This is a genomic window from Streptomyces sp. NPDC094143 (assembly GCF_040303825.1).
GTDB lineage: Bacteria > Actinomycetota > Actinomycetes > Streptomycetales > Streptomycetaceae > Streptomyces.
This window is the reverse complement of the sequence record NZ_JBEOTZ010000004.1, coordinates 175858-197109: the sequence shown is the minus strand read 5'-3', so window position 1 is coordinate 197109 and position 21252 is coordinate 175858. Positions and strand designations below refer to the sequence as shown.

Annotated in this window: 17 protein-coding genes and 3 pseudogenes; 11 read left to right on the top strand and 9 right to left on the bottom strand. The window is 75.1% G+C overall.

The features are described from left to right. The first annotated feature begins 39 nt into the window (after positions 1 to 39). Together ABTZ58_RS07445 and ABTZ58_RS07440 are read left to right on the top strand one after the other, a co-directional pair. Positions 40 to 1077, top strand: coding sequence for a LacI family DNA-binding transcriptional regulator (locus ABTZ58_RS07445; RefSeq protein ID WP_351351525.1), 1038 nt, complete (start codon positions 40 to 42; stop codon positions 1075 to 1077). Between the two features lie 223 nt (positions 1078 to 1300). Then, positions 1301 to 2737, top strand: coding sequence for an aldehyde dehydrogenase family protein (locus ABTZ58_RS07440; protein WP_351351522.1), 1437 nt, complete (start codon positions 1301 to 1303; stop codon positions 2735 to 2737). 40 nt (positions 2738 to 2777) lie between these two features. On the opposite strand, the gene trxA is transcribed toward ABTZ58_RS07440, so the two are convergent. Beyond that, on the bottom strand, positions 2778 to 3167 hold the full coding sequence (gene trxA, locus ABTZ58_RS07435) for a thioredoxin (RefSeq protein WP_311684496.1): 390 nt from the start codon (positions 3165 to 3167) through the stop codon (positions 2778 to 2780). Between the two features lie 118 nt (positions 3168 to 3285). Here trxA and ABTZ58_RS07430 point away from each other — a divergent pair, with 118 nt between their 5' ends. Next, positions 3286 to 4716 carry a dihydrolipoyl dehydrogenase family protein gene (locus ABTZ58_RS07430; protein WP_351351517.1) on the top strand — a complete coding sequence of 477 codons (1431 nt, stop codon included), beginning with the start codon at positions 3286 to 3288 and terminating at the stop codon, positions 4714 to 4716. A 114-nt stretch (positions 4717 to 4830) separates the two neighbouring features. Here the strand turns inward: ABTZ58_RS07430 and ABTZ58_RS07425 are convergent, their stop codons facing one another. Further along, complete coding sequence (locus tag ABTZ58_RS07425) at positions 4831 to 5475, bottom strand: peptide deformylase (RefSeq protein WP_351351514.1); 645 nt, start codon at positions 5473 to 5475, stop codon at positions 4831 to 4833. Positions 5476 to 5605: 130 nt separating this feature from the next. Between ABTZ58_RS07425 and ABTZ58_RS07420 the strand changes: the two are divergent. Next, positions 5606 to 7011: pseudogene (locus ABTZ58_RS07420) on the top strand (PepSY-associated TM helix domain-containing protein). A gap of 70 nt (positions 7012 to 7081) precedes the next feature. Here ABTZ58_RS07420 and ABTZ58_RS07415 read toward each other — a convergent pair. The 3 genes from ABTZ58_RS07415 to ABTZ58_RS07405 all read right to left on the bottom strand — a co-directional run bounded on the left by ABTZ58_RS07415 (position 7082) and on the right by ABTZ58_RS07405 (position 9010). Next, complete coding sequence (locus tag ABTZ58_RS07415; RefSeq protein ID WP_351351511.1) at positions 7082 to 7441, bottom strand: tetratricopeptide repeat protein; 360 nt, start codon at positions 7439 to 7441, stop codon at positions 7082 to 7084. A 50-nt stretch (positions 7442 to 7491) separates the two neighbouring features. Then, a complete protein-coding gene (locus tag ABTZ58_RS07410; protein ID WP_351351508.1) occupies positions 7492 to 7950 on the bottom strand; it encodes a winged helix DNA-binding protein in 459 nt (152 codons plus the stop codon). 334 nt (positions 7951 to 8284) lie between these two features. After that, positions 8285 to 9010, bottom strand: a complete 726-nt coding sequence (locus tag ABTZ58_RS07405) for an NAD(P)/FAD-dependent oxidoreductase (protein WP_351351505.1) — start codon at positions 9008 to 9010, stop codon at positions 8285 to 8287. 65 nt (positions 9011 to 9075) lie between these two features. On the opposite strand from ABTZ58_RS07405, the gene ABTZ58_RS07400 reads away from it, so the two are divergent. The 7 genes and pseudogenes from ABTZ58_RS07400 to ABTZ58_RS07370 all read left to right on the top strand — a co-directional run. Further along, on the top strand, positions 9076 to 9957 hold the full coding sequence (locus ABTZ58_RS07400; RefSeq protein WP_351351502.1) for an endonuclease/exonuclease/phosphatase family protein: 882 nt from the start codon (positions 9076 to 9078) through the stop codon (positions 9955 to 9957). A gap of 88 nt (positions 9958 to 10045) precedes the next feature. Beyond that, positions 10046 to 11032 (top strand): annotated as a pseudogene (locus ABTZ58_RS07395) (hypothetical protein). Positions 11033 to 11353: 321 nt separating this feature from the next. Further along, positions 11354 to 13210, top strand: coding sequence for an HSP90 family protein (locus ABTZ58_RS07390; protein ID WP_351351499.1), 1857 nt, complete (start codon positions 11354 to 11356; stop codon positions 13208 to 13210). A gap of 2 nt (positions 13211 to 13212) precedes the next feature. Then, positions 13213 to 16146 carry a hypothetical protein gene (locus tag ABTZ58_RS07385; protein WP_351351496.1) on the top strand — a complete coding sequence of 978 codons (2934 nt, stop codon included), beginning with the start codon at positions 13213 to 13215 and terminating at the stop codon, positions 16144 to 16146. Between the two features lie 311 nt (positions 16147 to 16457). Continuing rightward, positions 16458 to 17297 (top strand): glutathione S-transferase C-terminal domain-containing protein, encoded by an 840-nt coding sequence (locus tag ABTZ58_RS07380; protein WP_351351493.1) that lies wholly within the window; start codon positions 16458 to 16460, stop codon positions 17295 to 17297. 149 nt (positions 17298 to 17446) lie between these two features. Then, complete coding sequence (locus tag ABTZ58_RS07375) at positions 17447 to 18052, top strand: hypothetical protein (protein ID WP_351351490.1); 606 nt, start codon at positions 17447 to 17449, stop codon at positions 18050 to 18052. Positions 18053 to 18115: 63 nt separating this feature from the next. Beyond that, positions 18116 to 18460 (top strand): annotated as a pseudogene (locus ABTZ58_RS07370) (aromatic ring-hydroxylating dioxygenase subunit alpha); the annotation flags it as partial. Positions 18461 to 18470: 10 nt separating this feature from the next. Here ABTZ58_RS07370 and ABTZ58_RS07365 read toward each other — a convergent pair. The 4 genes from ABTZ58_RS07365 to ABTZ58_RS07350 are packed head-to-tail and all read right to left on the bottom strand — an operon-like array spanning position 18471 to position 21035. Further along, entirely contained in the window at positions 18471 to 18779 is a 309-nt protein-coding gene (locus ABTZ58_RS07365) for a hypothetical protein (RefSeq protein ID WP_351351487.1), read from the bottom strand. A 5-nt stretch (positions 18780 to 18784) separates the two neighbouring features. After that, positions 18785 to 19198, bottom strand: a complete 414-nt coding sequence (locus ABTZ58_RS07360) for an SRPBCC family protein (protein ID WP_351351484.1) — start codon at positions 19196 to 19198, stop codon at positions 18785 to 18787. 56 nt (positions 19199 to 19254) lie between these two features. Next, positions 19255 to 20874 (bottom strand): AMP-binding protein, encoded by a 1620-nt coding sequence (locus ABTZ58_RS07355; protein ID WP_351351481.1) that lies wholly within the window; start codon positions 20872 to 20874, stop codon positions 19255 to 19257. After that, positions 20874 to 21035, bottom strand: coding sequence for a hypothetical protein (locus ABTZ58_RS07350; RefSeq protein ID WP_351351478.1), 162 nt, complete (start codon positions 21033 to 21035; stop codon positions 20874 to 20876). The genes ABTZ58_RS07355 and ABTZ58_RS07350 overlap by 1 nt, the downstream gene beginning before the upstream one ends. Between the last annotated feature and the right edge of the window lie 217 nt (positions 21036 to 21252).

The window sequence follows — 21252 nt, the reverse complement described above, 5'->3', positions numbered from 1 at the left end:
GAAAGGGCGCGTTGGCGCTTCTGCCAAGATGCCGTCGTCATGGTGCAGATACCGAAAACGCCCGCGCCCCCGTCCCCCGCGTTGTCGCGCTCCGTGCCCACGAGCGCCGACGTGGCCCGCCTGGCCGGCGTCTCGCGCGCGACCGTCTCCTACGTCCTCAACAACACCAGCGCCGTACGGATCAGCGAACCCACCCGCCGCCGTGTCCACGACGCCGCGCGGGAACTCGGGTACGTCCCGCACGCGGCCGCCCGCAGCCTGCGCGCCGGGCACAGCCGCATGGTCCTGATCCCAGCGCCGACCTTCCCCGTCGGCCCGCTCTACAGCCGCTTCCTCACCGACCTCCAGGGCGCGCTCTCCACCCTGGACTACACGGTCGTGCAGTACGGCACCGGCGGCCCGCACGGCGACGAGGCCGCCCGGACCTGGGCCGAGCTGCGGCCCGTCGCCGTCCTCGTCCCCGGCTCCGGACTCGGCCCCCGCGGGGTCGCGGTGCTCAAGCGCTCCGGCGCCCGGGCCGTGGTCACCCTCGGCCCCGAGACCATCGAGGGCGCGCACGCCCTGCTCATGGACCACGACGCCGTCGGCCACAGCGCGGGCGCCCACCTCTACGACCGCGGCCGCCGCCGGATCGGCGTGGTCGTCCCGCAGGAGCCCGGCCTCGACGCGTTCTCCGCGCCCCGGCTCGACGGGGTCCGCCAGGCCGTGCGGGGCACCGGCGCCACCGTCACCGAACTGCCCCTCGCCTACGACGAACAGGCGGCGGCCCGCCTCGCCGGCCGCTGGCGCGACCTGGGCCTGGACGCCGTGTTCACCTACAACGACGAGTACGCGATGCTGCTGATGCGGGCCCTGCAGGACGAGGGCGTCCGCATCCCCGAGGAGACCGCCGTGATCGGCGCGGACGATCTGATGCTGGGCCGGCTGCTGCGACCGCGCCTGAGCACCGTCCACCTGGAGCTGCCCTCGGGCCGGGAACTCGCCGAACTCGTCGACCGCGCGGTGCGCACGCCCGGAACGCAGCCCGAGACCCACAAGGCACTGGGGGCGACGGTGTTGCGCCGGGAGTCCAGCTGACCGGGCGCGACGCTCCGGCGGGCGGCCGGTGACCGGGCTTCCGCGACGCCGCAGGGCTAGGATGTTGCATGATCAACAAAATGGGGGCATGCGAGCACGCGGACCGCGGCACACCCGACCGCGACCGGTCCACGCGCTCCGCCCCGTGACCGCCGAACCGGCCGCGCACGTACGGGACGTCCGCCCACCCGTCAGCCGGTGACCGATCGATCGGAGAGCCGTCATGCCGTTGCTCGACGCCAGCACCTGGCAGCCCGGCACCCTCACGGGGCCCGGGTACACCGTCACCGAGCCCGCCACCGGCCAGGCCCTCGGCAGCCTCGCCCTCGCCCGCCCCGAGGACGTCGAGACCGCCGCCGCACGGGCCGCCGGGGCCCAGCGCGCCTGGGCGCGCGCCCCGCACTCCGCCCGCGCCGCCGTGCTCCGCAAGGCGGGTGACCTGTTCGCCGAGCACGCCGCGGAGCTGCGTGAATGGCTCGTCCGCGAGTCCGGTTCCGTCCCGGGCAAGGCCGACTTCGAGCTGCACGTCGCCGCCCAGGAGTGCTACGAGGCCGCAGCCCTCGCCTCCCGCCCGGCCGGCCAGGTGCTCCCCAGCGAGGCGCCGCGGCTGTCGTACACCCGCCGTGTCCCGGCCGGGGTGGTGGGGGTCATCGCCCCGTTCAACGCGCCGCTGATCCTGTCCATCCGGTCGGTCGCGCCCGCCCTGGCGCTGGGCAACGCGGTGCTGCTCAAGTCCGATCCGCGCACGGCCGTCTGCGGCGGGCTGGCCCTCGCCGCGGTGTTCGCCGCCGCGGGCCTGCCGGAGGAGTTGCTGCACGTGCTGCCCGGCGGCCCCGACGCCGGGCAGGCCCTGGTCGCCGACCCGCGCGTGCCGGTCGTCTCGTTCACCGGCTCCACCGCCGCCGGACGGGCCGTGGGCGAGGCCGCCGGGCGCCACCTGAAGCGGGCGCACCTGGAACTGGGTGGAAACTCCGCCATGATCGTGCTGGAGGACGCCGACCTCGACGCGGTGATCTCCACGGCCGCCTGGGGCTCGTTCTTCCACCAGGGCCAGATCTGCATGACCACCGGGCGCCACCTGGTGCACGCGTCCCTGTACGACGAGTACGTCGAGCGGCTCGCCGCCAAGGCCGAGTCGCTCGCCGTGGGCGACCCGTACCGGGACCAGGTCCACCTCGGTCCCATCATCGACTCGGGCCAGCTCGCCAAGATCAGCGGCCTGGTCGACTCCAGCAGGGCCGCGGGCGCCAAGGTCGCCGCCGGCGGCACCCACGAGAAGCTGTTCTACCGGCCGACGGTCCTGGCCCACGTCGACGACCGCACCCCGGCCTACACCGAGGAGGTCTTCGGTCCGGTGGCACCCGTCCGCTCCTTCGGCAGCGCGGACGAGGCGGCGGCGCTGGCGGCGCAGAGCCCCTACGGACTGTCCCTGGGCATCGTCACCCGCGACCCGGCCCGTGGCCTGGACCTCGCCGAGCGGATCCCGACCGGCATCGTCCACATCAACGACCAGACGGTGAACGACGAGGCCGTGGCGCCCTTCGGCGGAGTGGCCGCCTCCGGCACCGGCGCCCGCTTCGGCGGCGAGGCCAACCTGGAGGCCTTCACCGAACTGCGCTGGACGACGGTACGCGGAGACGTGGCTCCGTATCCCTTCTAGGCACCGCCCTCGCGGGACCGGGGTCCGCTGTCGGCGGCCGTCACTCGGCCGGCTGCTGCGGCTGCTGGGCCTGCTGCTCGGCGATCGCCTTGCGGACCTCGTCCATGTCCAGGTTCCGGGCCTGCCCGATGACGTCCGTCAGAGCGGCCTCGGGCAGCGCGCCCGGCTGGGCGAACACGGCGACCTGGTCCCGGACGATCATCAGCGTCGGGATCGACTGGATGCCGAAGGCCGCGGCCAGCTCCGGCTGCGCCTCGGTGTCCACCTTGCCGAACACCAGGTCCGGGTTCTCCTCCGCCGCCTTCTCGTAGACCGGCGCGAACTGCCTGCACGGCCCGCACCAGGACGCCCAGAAGTCGATCAGGACGAACTCGTTGTCCGTGACCGTCTGGTCGAAGTTCTCCTTGGTGAGCTCCACGGTGCTGCTCATGGCGTACATCCCTCTTCCTGGGTGGGGTCAGGCCGTCGGCACAACACGGCCGGCCGGGCACGTATTCCGCGCCCCTACCCGTGTGGCCAGGGCGCACACCACCCACCAGACTGACCCCATGACGGAAACGGAAACCAACGCGTACGACGTCGTGGTGCTCGGGGCCGGGCCCGTGGGGGAGAACGTCGCCGACCGCACCCGCGCGGCCGGCCTGACCACCGCGGTCGTGGAGAGCGAACTGGTCGGCGGGGAGTGCTCGTACTGGGCGTGCATGCCCAGCAAGGCCCTGCTGCGGCCGGTCATCGCCCGGGCGGACGCCCGCCGCGTGCCGGGCCTGAGCCAGGCGGTGCAGGGCCCTCTCGACGCGTCCGCGGTCCTCGCCCACCGCGACTACTACACCTCGAACTGGACGGACGACGGCCAGGTCGGCTGGCTCGACTCCATCGGCGCCGACCTGTACCGCGGCCACGGGCGGCTCACCGGCCCCCGCACGGTGACGGTCACCGGCCCGGACGGCACCGAGCGCGTCCTGACCGCCCGGCACGCCGTGGCGGTCTGCACCGGCAGCCGCGCCGCCCTGCCCCCGCTGCCCGGGCTCGACGCCGTCAAGCCCTGGACCAGCCGGGAGGCCACCAGTTCCAAGACCGTGCCCGGCCGGCTGATCGTCGTCGGCGGCGGCGTGGTCGCCACCGAGATGGCCACCGTCTGGCAGGCGCTCGGTTCGCGGGTCACCCTGCTGGTGCGGGGCAAGGGCCTGCTCCCCAGGATGGAGCCCTTCGCCGGGGAACTGGTCGCCGAGGCGCTCACCGAGGCCGGCGCGGACGTCCGCACCGGCACGTCCGTGGAGTCGGTGACGCGCGAGAACGGCACCGTCGTGGCGGTCACGGACGGTGGCGACCGCATCGAGGCCGACGAGATCCTCTTCGCCACCGGCCGCGCCCCGCGCACCGACGACATCGGCCTGGAGACGATCGGCCTCGACCCCGGCTCCTGGCTGCCGGTCGACGACAGCCTCCGGGTGACCGGCCACGACTGGCTCTACGCGGTCGGCGACGTCAACCACCGCGCCCTCCTCACCCACCAGGGCAAGTATCAGGCCCGCATCGCGGGCGCCGCCATCGCCGCCCGGGCCGCCGGCGAGGACCTCGCCGCCCAGCCCTGGGGCGCCCACGCGGCCACCGCCGACCACGCCGCCGTCCCGCAGGTCGTCTTCACCGACCCGGAGGCGGCGGCGGTCGGCCTCTCCCTCGCCGAGGCCGAGCAGGCGGGGCACCGGGTGAAGGCCGTCGACGTGGACCTGTCCTCCGTCGCCGGGGCAGGCCTGTACGCCGACGGCTACCGGGGCCGTGCCCGCATGGTCGTCGACGTCGAGGACGAGATCCTGCGCGGCGTGACCCTCGTCGGCCCGGGCGTCGGCGAACTCATCCACTCCGCGACGATCGCCGTCGCCGGCCGGGTCCCGGTCGACCGCCTGTGGCACGCCGTCCCCTCCTACCCGACCATCAGCGAGGTGTGGCTGCGCCTGCTGGAGGCGTACCGGGACAGCTGAGCCGGCCGGCACCCGGGCCGGACGCGGTGCCCGGACGGCGCGTTCGTCGTGCGTGACCGTGACGACCGCGCCGGGGCAGGTGTCCACCGCTGCCAGGACCGGCTGTTCACCGCCCTACGGCAGTTCGAAGCCGAGGGCCCGCGCCGCCTCCTGAGGTGTGGGCTGCGCCCAGCGCTCGGCCACCGCCTGGTGGGACGAGAGCGACCTCGGCTCGGCGCGGTCCAGGTACAGCACGCCGTCGAGATGGTCCGTCTCGTGCTGCACGATCCGGGCGGGCCAGCCGGTCACCACCTCGTCGAGGGCCCGCCCCCGCTCGTCCTGGCCGGTCAGTCGCACCGCGGCGGGCCGCGCGACGACCGCCTGCCAGCCCGGCACGCTCAAGCAGCCCTCGAAGAACGCGGCCCGCGCCTCACCGGCGGGCGCGTAGGCGGGGTTGACCAGCACCCGGAACGGCTGCGGCACCCGCCCGCGCGCGAGCCGCACCTCCTCCGGCACCGGCGCCGGGTCCTCGATCACCGCGATCCGCAGCTCCACCCCCACCTGCGGTGCCGCCAGGCCGACCCCGGGCGCCGCGCGCATCGTGACCCGCAGCGCCTCGACGAACCGGGCCAGCAGCGCGGGGCCCAACTGCCCGTCGTACGGCTCGGTGCCGCGCCGCAGCACCGGGTCCCCCGCGGCGACGACGGTCAACGGGCCGTCGCCCGCGAGGAGTTCCTCGACCCGCTCGGCCAGGGGTGCGCGATCGCTCGGAGTTCCCATCGCGTCAGGATGACACGGACCGGCCGCCGCCGTGTGGCGCACGACACACTCATGCTCCGGGAACCGGACGGCCCCGCGCCCCGACTACTGGACCGCAACGGCCCAAGACGTCCCCCGGAGAAGCCCGCCGATGACCACCGCTCCCTCGACCACCACGGACGAGGCCCCGCAGCCAGCCACCCCGGCCCCGTCGAGGAGCAGTTGGGCACCCCTGCGCCCGCTGGTCCTGCGCCTGCACTTCTACGCCGGCGTGCTGGTGGCGCCGTTCCTCCTCGTCGCCGCCGTCACCGGCCTGCTGTACGCCGCCTCCTTCCAGGCCGAGAAGATCGTGTACGACCACGAACTCACCGTCCCCGCCGGCCGGGAGAAGCTGCCCGTCAGCGAGCAGGTCGCCGCCGCCCGCGCGGCCCATCCCCAGGGCACCGTCGCCGCCGTACGCCCCTCGCCCGAGGCCGACGCGACGACCAGGGTGCTGCTGTCCGGCGTCCCGGGCGTCGACGAGGACCACACGCTCGCCGTGTTCGTGGACCCGTACACCGCCGAGGTGCGCGGCGCCCTCGAACAGTACGGCTCGACCGGTGCACTGCCCCTGCGCACCTGGATCGACAAGTTCCACCGGGACCTGCACCTGGGGGAGGGCGGGCGGCTGTACAGCGAACTGGCGGCCAGCTGGCTGTGGGTGATCTCGGCCGGCGGGCTGGTGCTGTGGTTCTCCCGCCGCCGGGCCCGGCGCAAGGTGCGGGGCACGACGGGGCGGCGCCGCACGCTCGCACTGCACGGTGGCGTCGGCGTCTGGGCGGCGGCCGGGTTCTTCTTCCTCTCGGCCACCGGTCTCACCTGGTCGGCGTACGCCGGTGCCACCATCGACGAGCTGCGCACCCCCTCGGCCAGGCCACCCCCTCGGTGTCGGCGGCGGGCGGCGAACACTCCGGCCACGGTGCCGCCGCCGGGCGGGCCGGTGACGCCGCGCACGGCGTGGGCCTGGACAAGGTCCTGGCGGCGGCACGGGCCGAGGGCCTCGGCGACCCGGTGGAGATCGTGCCGCCCGCCGACGCGAACTCGGCGTACGTCGTCCGGCAGGTGCAGCGCAGCTGGCCCACCGAGCAGGACTCCGTGGCGATCGACCCGGCGAGCGGCGAGGTCACCGACGTCCTGCGGTTCGCCGACTTCCCGGTGCTCGCGAAGCTCACCCGCTGGGGCATCGACCTGCACACGGGCATCCTGTTCGGCCTCGCCAACCAGATCCTGCTGATGGTGCTCGCGCTCTTTCTCGTCCTGCTGATCGTCTGGGGCTACCGCATGTGGTGGCAGCGCGGCCGCGGCAGCGCCTTCGGACGGCCGGTGCCGCGCGGCGCCTGGCAGCACGCGCCGCCGCAGATCCTGGTGCCGCTGCTGGCGGGGGTCGCCGTACTCGGTTACTTCCTGCCGCTGTTCGGCATCCCGCTGGCCGTCTTCCTCGCCGTCGACATCCTGCTGGGCGAGATCGCGCACCGGCGGGGGCGGCGGACGTACGGGACCGGAACCCCGGCGCGGTAGGGAGGCGTGCACGCACGGGTGCCCGGCTCCCTTCGTCGGAGCCGGGCACCCGTCGTCGTGTCCGTGCCGGTCAGAGCCCGGCGAAGTCACCGGCGAGCGCGGCGGCGACCCGCAGGTGCGGCTCGGCCTCGTCGTGCCGGCTCTGCCGCTGGAGCGTACGGCCGAGCATCAGCCGGGCGTAGTGCTCGACCGGGTCCTGCTCGACAATGGTCCGCAACTCGGCCTCGGCGCGGCGCAGTTGCGCCGAGTGGTAGTAGGCGCGGGCCAGCAGCAGCCGCGGCCCGGTCTGCTCGGGCGCCTCCTCGACCAGCCCGACCAGGACGCGCGCGGCGGCGGCGTAGTCCTGGGCGTCGAAGAACAGCTGCGCGCGCTCCCAGCGCTCCGCCGGAGTTCCGTGGTCGTAGTAGGCCGGCTCGTAGGTCGTGTTCACTGGTGACCTCCTTCGAGGCCGTCAACCGCGCCTATTGATTCAATATTCCACTACTGGCCGGAGCTGCCGGACGGGGCGGCCGGCTCGGCGTCGGCGCGCTCGGTGATCAGGCTCAGCACCCGGCCGGCGACGGCCGGTTCCTCCTCGGGGATGCCGTGGTGGACGCGGGCGGTGATCGGTGCCGTCTCGCCGGAGGTCCTGGCGTACGGCTCCCGCCCGGCCTCCGTGATCCGCCCGTCCGACGTCCCCTCCGGAGCCGGCAGCCGCGCGGCGATCAGCTCGTCGATCACGCCGTGCGCCGGCGCCGGTCCGGTCTTCAGGGCGCCGGTGACACCGTCGGCGAGCCGGTCGCGGCCGAGCGGCCCGTCGGCGGCGGCGGCGAGCCGGAGGGTGACGGACTGCTGGAAGGTGACGCCGTGCCGGGCCGGCAGGGTCTCCAGGATCGCGCGCCCGGCGTAGTGGCCCAGGGCGATGACGCGGGGGTCGAGCGAGGGTGCGGTGGTGGTCACGGCTGCTCCGTCTCATGCTCGCCGAAGGGCTCGAGGGGTGTGTCGAGCAGGACCGTCAGAGCGCGCGTGACCTCCTTGGCTCGCGCGCTGTCGAGACCGCCCAGCGGGTCCAATAGCTGCCGGAGCAACCCCTGGACGACGTCGATCGCCCGCCGGGTGACCTCACTGCCCCGCTACTGTTTTCCGACTCCGGCGGTGCCGAGCGGCCGGCTTGCGCGCGCGGGGTGCACGGCCGGGTGACGCGCTGACGCGGAGACGTCCGCCGGATTAGGTTGTGCGCCATGAGTAATCTGCCCGCCCGCCACGGGGCGGAGGTTGAGGCCGGGGCCATGGATCACGCGGCGCAGGCCGAGCGCCGGTGACGGACGTAGCCGAGCAGGCCCACCGGCTGCGATCCGCGGGCGGTGTCCGTCACCATCGGGATGTCGATCCCGGCCCGTGCGGCCAGCCGCTCCGTCCAGCGGCCCGCCGCCAGGACGACTCGATCGCCCCGGACGACTCCGCCTCCGGCCAGGGCGAGGGACACTCCGCCCGGCCCGTCGTCGATGCCCACGGCCTCACCCGGCGCGAACCGCGTGCCGTGCCGCTCGGCATTCGACGGCAGGCCCGCCAGGAAGAGGCCGGGCAGCACGTATCCCTCGCCGGGGAAGTGCGCGACGGCCGTGACGGTCGCCGGGATGCGCAGGCCGCCCGCGATCCGCCCCGCTTCCCCGGGCGTGACCCGGTGCGCCGGGTAGCCGAGGGACCGCAGCCGTTCCACATTGCTCACCAGCCGCTGTTCGCTCGCCTCGTCGGCCCAGTGCAGGGCTCCGCTCGGGAAGTACGACCTCGGCCCCGGCAGCCGCTCGGCGAGCCTGGCGTGCTCCTCCATCCCGGCGACGTTCAGCCTGTGGGAGCTCACATCGTGCTTCCGGTTGGAGTTGACCCAGGCGAACGTCGTCGCGCTCGTGGGCGCACCGGCACCCCGGTGATCCAGCAGCACCACCTCCGCGCCGGCGGCGGACAGATGCCTCGCGGCACTCGCGCCCGGCACACCGGCACCGATGACGACGACCTTCATGGTCGGTGCCCCTCGCTTCGTCGATCTTGCCGTTCCGGCCGAACACCGCTGCCGCACAGGTCACTATGGGAGGACCGGTGTGTGAGGAGGCTGTGGTGCTCGGAAGGTGCGCGCGGTGGCTCGTGGGCGTCATGACCGTCGTCTGCATGGTGCTCGTCGGCCCCAGCGCGCCGAGCGGTGCCCTGCTCGGCGCGTCGCTGCCCGTCGGAGCCGTCAAGGACGTAGTACCGGACCGGGTCATGACGTGGAACATCTGCAACCCGTGCGACGCGGGCGACGCCGACCGGGCCGCGGCGATCGCCGCGTACGCTCCGCAGGTCATCGGCATGCAGGAGGCGTGCGTCCGCGACGTCGAGGCCATCCGGGAGCATCTGAAGAACCTGCACGGGCTGGTCTACCACGTCGAGTACGGGTCGGTCCTGCGCAAGTGGGGCCGGTGCGGGGGAGCGCCGTGGAGCCCGGGCGCCTTCGGCCAGGCGATCCTCTCCGCGGCACCGATGACGGACGCCGTCAGTGTGGAGTACCCCGACGGCGGCTCCGAGGACCGCGGGTACATGGCCGTCACCACCACCGTGGACGGTGAAGCCGTCCGGGTCTTCAACACCCACCTCGCCCAGCGACGCCAGGAGACGGTCCGGGCGGCACAGGTCCGAATCCTGGCCGCGGCCGCTGCCCGGCACGAACGCGCCGTCCTCATCGGCGACTTCAACGCCGTGCCGGGCGCCCCCGAACTCACGCCGGTGCAGCAACTGGCCGTGGAGGCGGACTCCCGGTGCCGTCCCCCGGCCACCGGCGGCTGCGAGCCGACCACCGACTGGCAGCTCAGGTTCGACTACGTCTTCCTGCGCGGCATCACCGCCCTCGGCCACCGGGTGCAGCCGAGCCCGTACTCGGACCACCACATCGTGTACGCAGACCTGGACACCGAGGAGCGGCCCGCGGCGTGAAGCCCTGGTGAAAACCCTGTGGAAGCGCTGTCGTAGGTGCCGTCTATGCTGCTCCGAACGATCACGCGGGACCAGGGGAGGGCGCGGCATGTTCGGCAGGCTGTTCGGCAGGGGCGAGGAGAGACCCGCGGAGGATCCGCACGCCCTTCCCGTCCCGCGCAGACAGAGGAACGGGATGTACACGCTGCGCGCGCTCGGCGACGCGCGGGTGCTCGCCCTGGTGGAGGCGGCCGACGCGGGCGACTGGGACGCCGTCAAGGCGGCGCTGGCCCCCTTCGACCTCGGCCGCGACCACCAGGTCCTGGGCGAACTCGCCGACCTGGACGGGGTGCAGGACTAGATCGTCCGGGCCGTCGAGGAGGACAAGGAGCACCGGGCGACCGCCCTGCTGATCTCCGGGACGCGCCACGTCAGCTGGGGCTGGGAGGCCCGCACCGCCGCACGCGCCGTGGACGTCACGCAGGAGCAGTGGCGGATCTTCCACGAGCGGCTCCGGATCGCCGAGGAGCACCTGCTGGAGGCCGCCGAGCTGCGCCCCGACTGGGTCACGCCGTGGCGTCGGCTCCTCACCTCGGGCCGCGGGATGTCGCTGGGCTCCGCCGTCAACGAGACCCGGCTCGACGCCGCCCTGCGCCGCGACCCGCTGGACCTGGAGACCCATCTGGAGTGGCTGTCGCAGTTGCAGCCCCGCTGGGGCGGCGAGCCGGGGCAGGCCCTGGCGTACGCCCAGGAGGTGTTCTCCCGCGCCCCGCACGGACACCGCCTCGGCTGTGTGATCGCCATGGCGTACATCGAGGAGTGGGTCGAGGCGGACCGCGGGGACCACCTCGAAACCGACGAGATCCGGGCCCAGTTGCGCGAGGCCGCCGACCACAGCATCCTCCACCCCGCGTACGTGTGGCGCCCGGGCTGGCAGCACGACTTCAACATGTTCGCCATGGCCCTGTCGCTGGCCGGTGAGCGGCACACCGTCCGGCGGGTCTTCCGGACCCTGGACGGCGCCTACACCAAGTGGCCCTGGACGTACTTCGCGGACCCCGAAAAGCAGTTCGCCCGCCACCACCGCAAGGCCTGAGCCCGCCGCGTCGCACGGGCTGAGCCCGCCGCGGTCGCAAGGGCTGAGCCCCGACACCGCCGCGAGGTGCGGCCTCCGCCCCACCACGAGGCCCGGCTCACGAAACCCCGCCCCGGCGAGCCCGCGTACGGCTCCCCAGCGAGCCCGATACGGCTCCCCGCCGAGCCCGGGCACGGCTGTCACCGCCGCACCCGAGTGCCGGGCGGGCCGTCGGCGCACTCCGCACCGGCCCCGGAACGCCCGGGCAACCACCGGACCCGTCCGGCCCCGTGCGGCCCGCACCTGGTCACCTCACCCGTCTCCCACCCCCGGAACCGCCCGATGACTCCTCCCGACACCGCCGCGACCCCGGCCGGCGCCGACCGCACCTTCCAGGTGGATCTGCGCGGCCTCGTCGACCTCCTCTCCCACCACCTCTACTCCAGCCCCCGCGTCTACCTGCGTGAACTCATGCAGAACGCGGTGGACGCGCTGACCGCCCGGCACACCCTCGAACCGGACGCCCCCACCGGCGCCTTCGGCGTGCGCCTGTACGCCGACGGCGCGGTGGTCCGCGTCGAGGACGACGGCGTCGGTCTCACCGAGGCCGACGTGCACCGCTTCCTCGCCACCATCGGCCGCAGCAGCAAGCGCGCCGAGGGCATCGCCGAGCAGCGCGGCGACTTCATCGGACAGTTCGGCATCGGCCTGCTCTCCTGCTTCCTGGTCGCCGACGAGATCCACGTCCTCAGCCGCTCCGCCCGCACCGCGCACGCCCCGGCCGTGGAGTGGCGCGGGCGCGGCGACGGCAGCTACACCGTCCGCACCCTGCCCGCCACCGCCCGCCCCCGGCCCGGCACCACGGTCACGCTGACCCCCCGCGCCGACGCGGGCGAGTGGACCCGCCCGGCGCAGGTGCACGCACTGGCCCGCCACTTCGGCTCCCTGCTGCGCCACCCGGTGACCTTCGACGACGGCACGGCCGGACCCGGCGCCCCGGGCGCGTCCGTCAACCCCGAGCCCGCGCCCTGGGCGCGCACCCACCCCACGCCGGGAGCCCGCTCCCGCGCCCTGGCCGCGTACGGCGAGGAGGTCTTCGGCTTCACGCCGCTGGACACCATCGAGCTGGACCTGCCGGCCGTCGGCCTGAAGGGCATCGCCTGCGTGCTGCCCGAGACGGTCCCGGCCGGACGCCGTCACGGCCATCGCATGCACGTCAAGGGCATGCTGCTCTCCGAGCAGGCCGAGGAGATCCTGCCCGATTGGGCGTTCTTCGTCCGCTGCGTCGTCGACGCCGAGAGCCTGCGCCCGACGGCGTCCCGCGAGTCCCTGTACGAGGACGACACCCTCGCCGCCGTGCGCGACGCCCTCGCCGAACGGCTGCGCGACTGGATCGCCCGGGCCGCCGCCAGCGACCCGGATCTGCTGCACCGCTTCCTCCAGGCCCACCACCTGGCCGTGAAGTCGCTCGCCGTGCACGACGACCGGATCCTGCGGATGCTGCTGCCCTGGCTGCCGTTCGAGACCACCGACGGGCACACCACCCTCGACGAGTTCGCGCGCACCCACCGCACGGTGCTCGTGACGTCGAGTGTGGAGGAGTTCCGGCAGGTCGCGGCGATCGCCTCGGCCGCCGGACTCGGCGTCGTCAACGGCGGCTACACCTACGACCGCGAACTGGTCCACCGGCTGCCCGAGATCAGGCCCGAGGCCACCGTCGCCGACCTCGACCCGGCGACCCTCACCGCCCACCTCGACCCCGTCGACCGCGAGACGGAACTCGCCGCCGCGGCCTACCTCGCGCAGGCCCGTGACGCCCTCGCCGTCTTCGACTGCGACGTGGCGCTGCGCACCTTCCAGCCGGCCTCGGCCCCCGCCCTGCTCGTCGACAGCCGCGAGGCCCGGCACGAGCGCACCCGCTCCCGGCTCGCCCGGGAGCAGGAGGGCGGGCTGTGGGGCGACATCCTCGGCGCGCTGCGCCAGGAGGCCCCGCGGGCCCAGCTGATCCTCAACCAGCTCAACCCGCTGGTCCGCACCGCCGTCACCATCGACGAGCCCGAGCTGGCCCGCACCAGCGCCGAAGCCCTCTACGGGCAGGCCGCGATGCTGTCCCGTCGCCCGCTACGGCCCGCCGAGTCGAGCCTGATCAACCGCTCCTTCCTCGACCTTCTCGCCCACGCCCTCCGCAAGGACAGCTGACGATGCCGACCACACCCCAGACCACCGACGAGCTGTACCAGGCGCTCCAGGAGAACGACCAGCGTCCCTACGGCCGCACCCGCACCCTCACCGCCGAGGAACTCGTCGACGCCGCCGAGCAGTTCGACGAGCCCGTCCCGCTCGTCCACGCCCTCCTCGAACTGCAGGAGGCGTACACCTACGGCTCCGAGCCCCGCAAGTCGCCCGTCGTCTTCGCCCGGCTGCTCACCCTCTTCGACGAGCAGCCCGACGTCTTCGACGAGCGCCTGCGCCACCAGCTGTTCTGGCGGTTCAAGTGGGTGGCCCACGCCCTGCGCCAGCTGCCCGAGATACCGCTGGCCAGCCTGCGCCAGTGGCTGACGGAGATGCGCGACCGCTACGAGAAGGAAGGGCTCGGCCTCCAGCCCTACTACGGGCAGGCGTACCAGCTCGCCGCCCACGTCGGTGAGGACACCACCCTCGCCTACGAGCTGTGGGCGGCCCGCGCCCGCACCCGGCTCAGCGACTGCGAGGCCTGCGAGACGTGCCAGCGGGCCCTGTACCGCCTCGCCGCGGGCGACGACGAGCGGGCGCTGCGCGCCTGGGAGCCCGTCCTTGCGGGCAGGGAGTCCTGCCAGGAGGAGCCGGCGCGTTCCGTCTCGCACGCCCTGCTGCCCCTGCTGCGCACCGGCCGCGCCGACCGGGCGCGCGAACTGCACCTGGCCGGCTACCGCGGCTGCCGCCGCAACCCCTCGATGTCGGCGGAGGTCGGCCGGCACCTGGAGTTCTGCGCGCTCACCGGCAACGAGGCGCGCGGCCTGGAACTGCTCGCCGAGAACCGCAATCTGTTCGACGAGGTCGACTCGCCGCTGGACCAGCTCGACTTCCTCACCGGCGTGGAGGTCCTCCTGCGGCGCGTCGAGTCGCTCGGCCACGGCGACCTGCCCGCCGCCGGATACGCGGGCCGCACCTGGACGGTCTCCGGCCTGCGCGCCGAGGCCGGCGGCCGTGCCGACGACCTCGCCGCCCGCTTCGACGCCCGCAACGGCACCACGACCCACGCCGACCGCCGCCGCGCCCGGCTCGAGCGCACCCCGCTCGTGGACGCGCTCGAACTGACGCTGCGCACCCGCGCCCTGGACGAGCTGGCCCCGGCCGCCCCGGCCGCCACCCCCACCGCCCGTACGGCCGCCGCCGTCCCCGAGGCGCTGCCCGAACTCATCCTCAGGGCACGGGAGCTGGACGAGCTGGGGCACCCGGACGCGCGGGCCTGCTGGGCCCGCCTGCGCACCCTCGTCGCCGCCCGCGACTACGCCCACCCCGACGACGCGGCCGTCGGCCCACCGGCCCGGCTACGCGCGGACCTGCTGAACGACGAGGCGGCCCGGGTGGGGGAGAGGGACGAGTACGCCGAGGCCGCCGCCCTCCACGAGGAGGCGGCAGCCCTGTTCGACGACGCCGGCCTGCCGGGCCACGCGGCGATCTCCCGCGCCTGCGCCCTGCTGGCCACCGCCGAACTCCCCGTCGAGGGCGACGGCGCGAGCGAGGCCAAGGCCGCCGCGTTGACGGCGGCCCACGCGTCGATCGTCCGCATGCACGAGCAGACCCCGGGCCTCACCCCGCACCAGGAGGCCCGTCTGCTGCGGCTGCGCGCGACCGCGCTCGCCCTGCGCCTGCAGACCACGGGCAGCGAGGAGCACGTCGCGCCCGTCCTCGCCGAGGCGGACCTGCTGCACGCGTTCGCCGGCCGGCACGGCATCACCGGGCAGGTCTCCGGCGCCCTGCTGCTGCGGGCCGGCACCTTCGCCATCTCCGGGGACCTGCCCGCCGCGGTCACCGAGACCGACGCCCTGCTGGACCGGCTCAAGGCCCAGGGACCCGACTGGCACCTGCCCCGCACCCTCGGCCTGCGCGGCCGGCTCCGGCTCGGTCTCCGGGACGCCGAGGGGGCGCACGCCGACCTCTCCGAGGGCCTGCGCCTGGCCGCCGACTGGCCCGCCGACGCGATCGACACCGCCCGCCTCCACGGTGATCTGGCCGAGGCCTGCATGCACCTGGGCCGCCCCGACGAGGCCCTGCGGCACCTGACCCGCTCGGCGGAGCTGGAGCTGCGCCGCGGCAGCCGGACGGACGCGTACTGCGCCTACAGCAACGCGGCCCAGCTCAGCCTCGACCTCGGCCGCGTCGAGGACTGCATCGCGCTGCTCGACTCCCTGCTCGCCGAACCGGACGTCGCCGCCGGGGAGCTGGACGACCGGCTCGTCGCCCAACTGCGCCTGACCCGCGCTCGCGCGCTGCACGCGGGGGAGGACCTCAAGGCCGCCACGGCGGAGTTCGCCGCCCTCGCGGCCGAGTCGGCCGGCTGGGACGACGACCCGGGCAGCCACGCCATGATCGCCGCCGAGACGGCCGTACTCCTCGGTGAGTCCGGTGAGTTCGGACGGGCCCGGGAGGCCGCCGGTCAGGCGCTCGCCGCCCACGCCCGGGACCCGCGCTACGAACTGCTCAGCAACTGCCTGCGCGAACTCGCCCGGCTCCAGGCCCAGCAGCAGGGCCCCGACGGCCTGACCGGCGCCCGCGCCTTCCTGGCCGACGCCGCCCGCCTCGCCGACGAGGCCCGCGCCGCCGGGTACGAGGCGCACGGCCGCCCGCTGGACACGGCCCTGGCCTACGAACACGGGCGGGTCAACGCCTACGCCGGTGCCCACGAGGAGTCGCTGGCCGCCCTGGACAAGGCCCTCGCCCTGCTCGGCGAGCCGGGCGCGGACGGCGACCGTGCCGGCGAATGGGCCGAGTGCGTACGCCTCGCGGGCGCCGTGGAGGGCATCTACCTGGAACGCCCCGCCCCCGCCCTCACCCGCCTCGACGCGGCGGTCGCCCGGCTGACCGCCCTGGGACACACGGAGGAGACCGAGGCGCTGACCGCCCTGGCGGCCCGCCTGCGCGACGAGCGGTGACCCGGCGCCCGCGGGGCCGGGGGCGGTGGCGCGCTCCCGGCCCCCGGGACGGGCCCCTTGACGCGCCGTCGCCACGGCCCGACACTCCGTAGAGGAATCCTAGGGAATCGGTAGGGAAATCATGGGCGCAGCGGACCTCGGGAGCGACATCGTCCGTATCGTCCTGCGGTCACTGCCCCGGCTGACATCACGCCGCCACATCGACCTGGTGCGGGTGTGCAGCGCGGCGAGTCGCCCGTCGCCGCCCGCGGCGCCCGGCCGCCGCGCGCCGTCGCCGTCGTCCGCCCGTGACCGAGCCCCCAGGGAGACGCATGTCCGCCACCTTCCCGACCGCCGTGCCGACCTTCCGGAGCAGGATCGGCCGTGACGCGCGCAGCGGCTACTACGCCGCGTCCCGCCGCTACCGGCTGCACCTCGCCCTGTCGTGTCCGCACTCCGTGCAGATCGCCGTCGTCCACGGCCTGCTCGGCCTCGACGACACCGTCCCGGTGACGCTGCTGCCGGCCGTGCCCGACGCGCCCGGCGGGGGACACCGGGCCCTGCGCCCGCTGTACGAGGCCAGCGCCCACCAGCACCCCGGGCCGGCCGCCGCACCGGTGCTCAGCGACGGCTGGACCGGACGGATCGTCAGCACCCACGCCCCCGACATCCTGCGCGACCTCGCGCGGCGGTTCGGCGGCGACGGTCCCGACCTGCACCCGCGCGGCGCCGAGGAGGCCGTCGAAGAGGTGGCCCGGCTCTGCGAGCGGGGCATCGCCGCGGCCGCCCAGCGCGCCGGGCGGTGGGACGGCGACCCCGTGGCCCGCGACACCGCGCTGGCCACGCTGCTGGACGCGCTGGACGAGCTGGAGCGGCGGCTCGACGGGCGGCAGTACCTCCTCGGCGACGGGCCGACCCTCGCCGACGTGCAGGTGTGGGCGACGCTGCTGCAGCTGGACACCGTGCACCGCCACCACCTGGACGCCGCCGCGGTGCACCGGATCACCGGCCACCCCCGCCTGTGGGCCTACGCGCGCCGGCTGGCCGCCCACCCCGCCTTCGGCTCCCGGATCGACCTGGACGGCATCGCCCGCAGGCACCATGCCCACTGCCGCGGCAGGGAGGCCGCCGGCGCGGCCGTGCCGATCGTGGACTGGACGGCGTACGCCTGACGGGCCCGCGCGGTCAACGCCGCGATGGCGCTGTTCAGTTCGAGGACGTCCACCCGGGGCTCGCCCATGAAACCCAGGGGGCGGCCCTCCGTGCGGACCCGGACCTGACGGCGTGCCCGGGCGGCGGCTCCTGATGAGAGGGTGGCCCCATGCCCACCTCGACGGCCGCGCGCCGTGCCCCGCTCGCCGCCACCCTGGCCCTCGCGGGGGCCCTGGCCCTCACCGGATGCGGTGAGCTGCGCGCCTCGGACGCGCAGCGCGGGACCGCCCCGGGCCCGTCCGGCGGACCGCCCTCACCCACCGCCCTGGGGGCGTCGCCGTACGTGGAACCCGGGGCCGGCGACGGCGCCCCGCACCACAACGAGAACAACGCCCACCGCCGGCCGGGCGAGATGTCCCCCGGGCACGCGCGGGACGCCGAGCGGGAGGCGGACCGGATCAGGCCGGTCCTGCGACGGCTGTGGAAGCAGGAGCGGTGGGACCCGGCCTCCGTGAAAGCGGCCCTGCTCCGGCTCGGCTACGAGGAGGAGCGCGTCGGCGCGGACGGCACCCGGCTCGGCGGGACCCTCACCGTGACGGAGATGCTCTCGCGCTACGAGGACGGCCGCTACGTCACGCCCGAGGGGACGCGCGTCGCGCTGCGCGTCCACGACGACGCCTGCGTCACCGCGTTCGTGCAGCCGTCGAACGTCGACGCGCGGGCCAACGGCCCCTACCTGGAGACAGGTTGCTTCGCGCCCCCCGTCGGCCACTGAACTCCCGCGGGCCCGCGCCTCACCCGTCCGTACGCGCCGGGCGGGGCGCGGGCGGGTGCGGGCGACGCCGAGCGCCCCGCCTTCCGCCTCTGGGCCGCCTACGTGCCCGACGACGCCGAGCAGCGCAGGTGCCACACCTACGGCCTGCTCATGATCGGGAAGCCGCGCGTCCCCGCCGCCCGGCACCTGGCCCGGCCGCTGATCAGGCGGTTCAGAGAGCGGGTGTTCGCCGAGGACCGGATCGCCTTGGATGCGGAGCAACGGGCCTGGGACGAGCAGGGGGAGGACCGCAACCAGAAGGTGTTCTCCCTGATCCTGGACGTGCGCGAGGTGCTGCGCGGCAACGGCGTCCCGATCGGGTCCGGCCCCGCCGGCTGCGGCTCCGCCGGCGGGTGCGAGGGCCGGTGAGGACCGCCGCTCACGGCCGGGGGTTGGTGCGGTGCCAGCGGGGCCGGGCGTCGAGACCGCGGCGGCCGGCCACCGAGGCGCAGCGCGGGCACTGGCGGCGCACCCGGTCCGCCGCTCCGCCGGACTCCGGGAAGGTGTCCGGCCAGCCCACATGAGGGAAACGCAGGAGCTGGGACCGGCTCAGGGACAGCCCGCAGACGGTCTCGTTCCGGCCCGGCTCCCAGGCGTGCACCTCCCCGGACGGCAGGCGGCGCCGGCCCTCCTCCTCGTCGGTCCACTGCCCGGACGCCGCGACGGCGTACTGCTTGGCGCGTGCCACGGCGGTCAGTCCGCCGTGTGGCCGACGCGCTGCCGCACCTGTTCCTCCAGGCGCCGCAGGCTGGTGTCGAGGGCGTCGACGACGGCGCCCTCGCCCGGGTCGTGGCCGGCGTCGAAGAACGACAGGTGCAGCGTCACCTCACTGGTGCCGCCGCCGACACCGGCGACCTGGAGCCAGCCCGCGTAACCGCCATGCTCACGCGTGCCCCATTCGAGCCGCATCTGCTCGGGCCGGGCCCGCAGCACGGCGGCGGTGTCCTCGTCGGCGCGGTCCTCGTGCACGGTGACGGCCGGCAGCTCCCCGGCCTCCACGTGCAGGGCGTCCGGCAGCCAGGTGTCCAGCCGGCCCACGTCGGCGGCCTGGTCGAAGACGTGCTCGGGCTGGGCGGGCATCGTGCGGGAACGTTCGTACTCGGTCATCGCGGCACCCTCGGCTCGGGGACGTACAGCGCACCGCGTTCCCGGACCGCCCGGACCTAACCGCGCGATGCACCGACCCGCTCCCGCCCGTGGCCCTCATCGCCGGCCCGGGTGGCGAGCCGAGCACGGTCGATCCCGGAGTCGTGGCGGAAGTCGGTGGGCAGACGGGGGTGGAACAGCACCGAGCCGATGCGGTGGGCCTGCGGGTGGTCGCCGAGGGCCGTGCGCAGGGCGCCGACGACCGTGTCCTTGCGTGCCGCGCGCTCGGGTTCGACGCAGAGCACCGCCCGCTGCCGCCCGGCGGGGCCGACGCCCACCAGGGCGGTGCGGCGGACCCCGGCGGCGGTGTCGGCGAGGACCTCGATGTCCTCGGTGGTGAGGGTGAAGTCCTCGCCGGTGACGAGGTCGGCCTTGCGGCCCAGGTACCACAGGCGGCCCTCGTCGTCGAGGCGCCCCAGGTCACCGGTGCGGTACCAGAGCGTGCCGTCCGCCTCGGTCCGGGCCGCGTCCGTGGACTCGGGCCGGGCGTGGCGGCCGGGGCCGACCGCCGGCCCGGCGACGGAGATCTCGCCCAGACCGGTGGCGTCGGCGTCCAGCACGCGCGCCTGGACGCCGGGCAGGGGCCGGCCCAGACAGGTGCCCGCGTGCCCCGGCGGCGGCTGGATCCGCAGCGTGCGCGACTGTTCCGCGTCGATGGCCGCGACGGGCAGGCACTGCGTGGCGCCGTGGACGCCGAGGATCTCCGCCCCGGCCGGCAGCGCCCTGGCCAGGGCCTCGGCGAGGCGCGGGTGCAGCGGCGCGCCGAAGGACACCACGCGGCGCACCGACGGCAGCGTCAGACCGTGGCGGGAGCAGTGCCCGGCGATCAGACCGAGGACCGCCGGCGAACCGAGCAGGACGCTCGCCCGGTGGTGCAGCAGGGGGCCCACGAGGTGTGCCGGCGGCGTGCGCGCGGGGGCCAGGTGGTCGACCTGCGGGGCGACCGTGGTCACGCCGAGCAGCGGACCCAGCGCGGCGAACGGCAGGAAGCAGCAGAGCAGCACGTCGTCCGCCTCGGCCCGCAGCACGCAATCCAGGGCGGTGAGCTGCCCGGCGAGGGTGGCGTGGGCGTACCGCACGCCCTTGGGCCGCCCGGTGGAGCCGGACGCGAAGGCGATCATCGCCAGGTCCTCCGGCCGGGGCTCCGCCACGCGCGGGGCGGGACCGGTGCCGTCCGGCACGGCCGACGGCAGGTGCCGCCCGAGGAGGTGCGCCTGCCCGGGGAAGCCGCGGCCGGTGACCAGGGCCGTACGGACGTGGCCGTGTCCCCAGCCCAGGGCGCGGCGCGCCACGTGCGCCGGCGGCTCCCCGATGAACACACCGGGGGCGATCTCGTCCTGGCGGTGCCGCACCCCGGCAGGCGGCTCGACCAGCACGGGAACAGCGCCGAGCGAGGTCAACGCGTAGATGCAGACGACGAGTTGATAGGCGTCCCGGGTCATCACCACGGCCCTGTCGCCGGAGCGCACCCCGGCCGCCCGCAGGGCGTCGGCGATCCGCGTGCAACCGTCCAGCAGTTGGGCCGCCGTCACGTCCTCGGCGGAGACGGGGCCGCTGCAGCGGACGATGACGGGGGAACGCGGGTGCTCGCCGAGGCGGGCCAGACGGGCGGAGATGCTGTCGGGTGGGGCGGTCATCACTGTCCTCGCAGGGGTTCGGGCAGCGCGAAGTCGCGGATGCGGGCGCCGAGTTGGCCGCCGGCGTCGTCCATGACCAGGTGCCCGGCGCGGGATGTCCTGCGACAGGCCGGGCGGCGGGACGCACAGGCTTCCGCGATCCCGGCTCGGATCTCCTCCATGCTCCGGAAACGGGACGGCAGACGGACGGCGACGGCTGTCAAGCGGGCACGCGGGGCGTTGAGCACCGCGCCACCGTAACGGCCGGTCACGCTCCGTGACACGGCGTTCACCCGGGTGGCCGTCCGGTGTCACACCCGTGGGTGAAACGGGCCTGTGCGGTGTTTGCGGCGCCCGGTCCGGCGAACCCGGGCCGGCAGACGGGCAGTTCGGGTGGGT

Excerpts from the sequence above, each read along its gene's own strand:
- ABTZ58_RS07390 (WP_351351499.1), top strand. The coding sequence starts at position 11,354 with ATGACTCCTCCCGACACCGCCGCGACCCCGGCCGGCGCCGACCGCACC.
- ABTZ58_RS07430 (WP_351351517.1), top strand. The coding sequence starts at position 3,286 with ATGACGGAAACGGAAACCAACGCGTACGACGTCGTGGTGCTCGGGGCC.
- ABTZ58_RS07375 (WP_351351490.1), top strand. The coding sequence starts at position 17,447 with ATGCCCACCTCGACGGCCGCGCGCCGTGCCCCGCTCGCCGCCACCCTG.
- ABTZ58_RS07350 (WP_351351478.1), bottom strand. The coding sequence starts at position 21,035 with ATGGAGGAGATCCGAGCCGGGATCGCGGAAGCCTGTGCGTCCCGCCGC.
- ABTZ58_RS07380 (WP_351351493.1), top strand. The coding sequence starts at position 16,458 with ATGTCCGCCACCTTCCCGACCGCCGTGCCGACCTTCCGGAGCAGGATC.
- ABTZ58_RS07385 (WP_351351496.1), top strand. The coding sequence starts at position 13,213 with ATGCCGACCACACCCCAGACCACCGACGAGCTGTACCAGGCGCTCCAG.
- trxA (WP_311684496.1), bottom strand. The coding sequence starts at position 3,167 with ATGAGCAGCACCGTGGAGCTCACCAAGGAGAACTTCGACCAGACGGTC.
- ABTZ58_RS07445 (WP_351351525.1), top strand. The coding sequence starts at position 40 with ATGGTGCAGATACCGAAAACGCCCGCGCCCCCGTCCCCCGCGTTGTCG.
- ABTZ58_RS07360 (WP_351351484.1), bottom strand. The coding sequence starts at position 19,198 with ATGACCGAGTACGAACGTTCCCGCACGATGCCCGCCCAGCCCGAGCAC.
- ABTZ58_RS07355 (WP_351351481.1), bottom strand. The coding sequence starts at position 20,874 with ATGACCGCCCCACCCGACAGCATCTCCGCCCGTCTGGCCCGCCTCGGC.
- ABTZ58_RS07440 (WP_351351522.1), top strand. The coding sequence starts at position 1,301 with ATGCCGTTGCTCGACGCCAGCACCTGGCAGCCCGGCACCCTCACGGGG.
- ABTZ58_RS07405 (WP_351351505.1), bottom strand. The coding sequence starts at position 9,010 with ATGAAGGTCGTCGTCATCGGTGCCGGTGTGCCGGGCGCGAGTGCCGCG.
- ABTZ58_RS07400 (WP_351351502.1), top strand. The coding sequence starts at position 9,076 with ATGGGAGGACCGGTGTGTGAGGAGGCTGTGGTGCTCGGAAGGTGCGCG.
- ABTZ58_RS07425 (WP_351351514.1), bottom strand. The coding sequence starts at position 5,475 with ATGGGAACTCCGAGCGATCGCGCACCCCTGGCCGAGCGGGTCGAGGAA.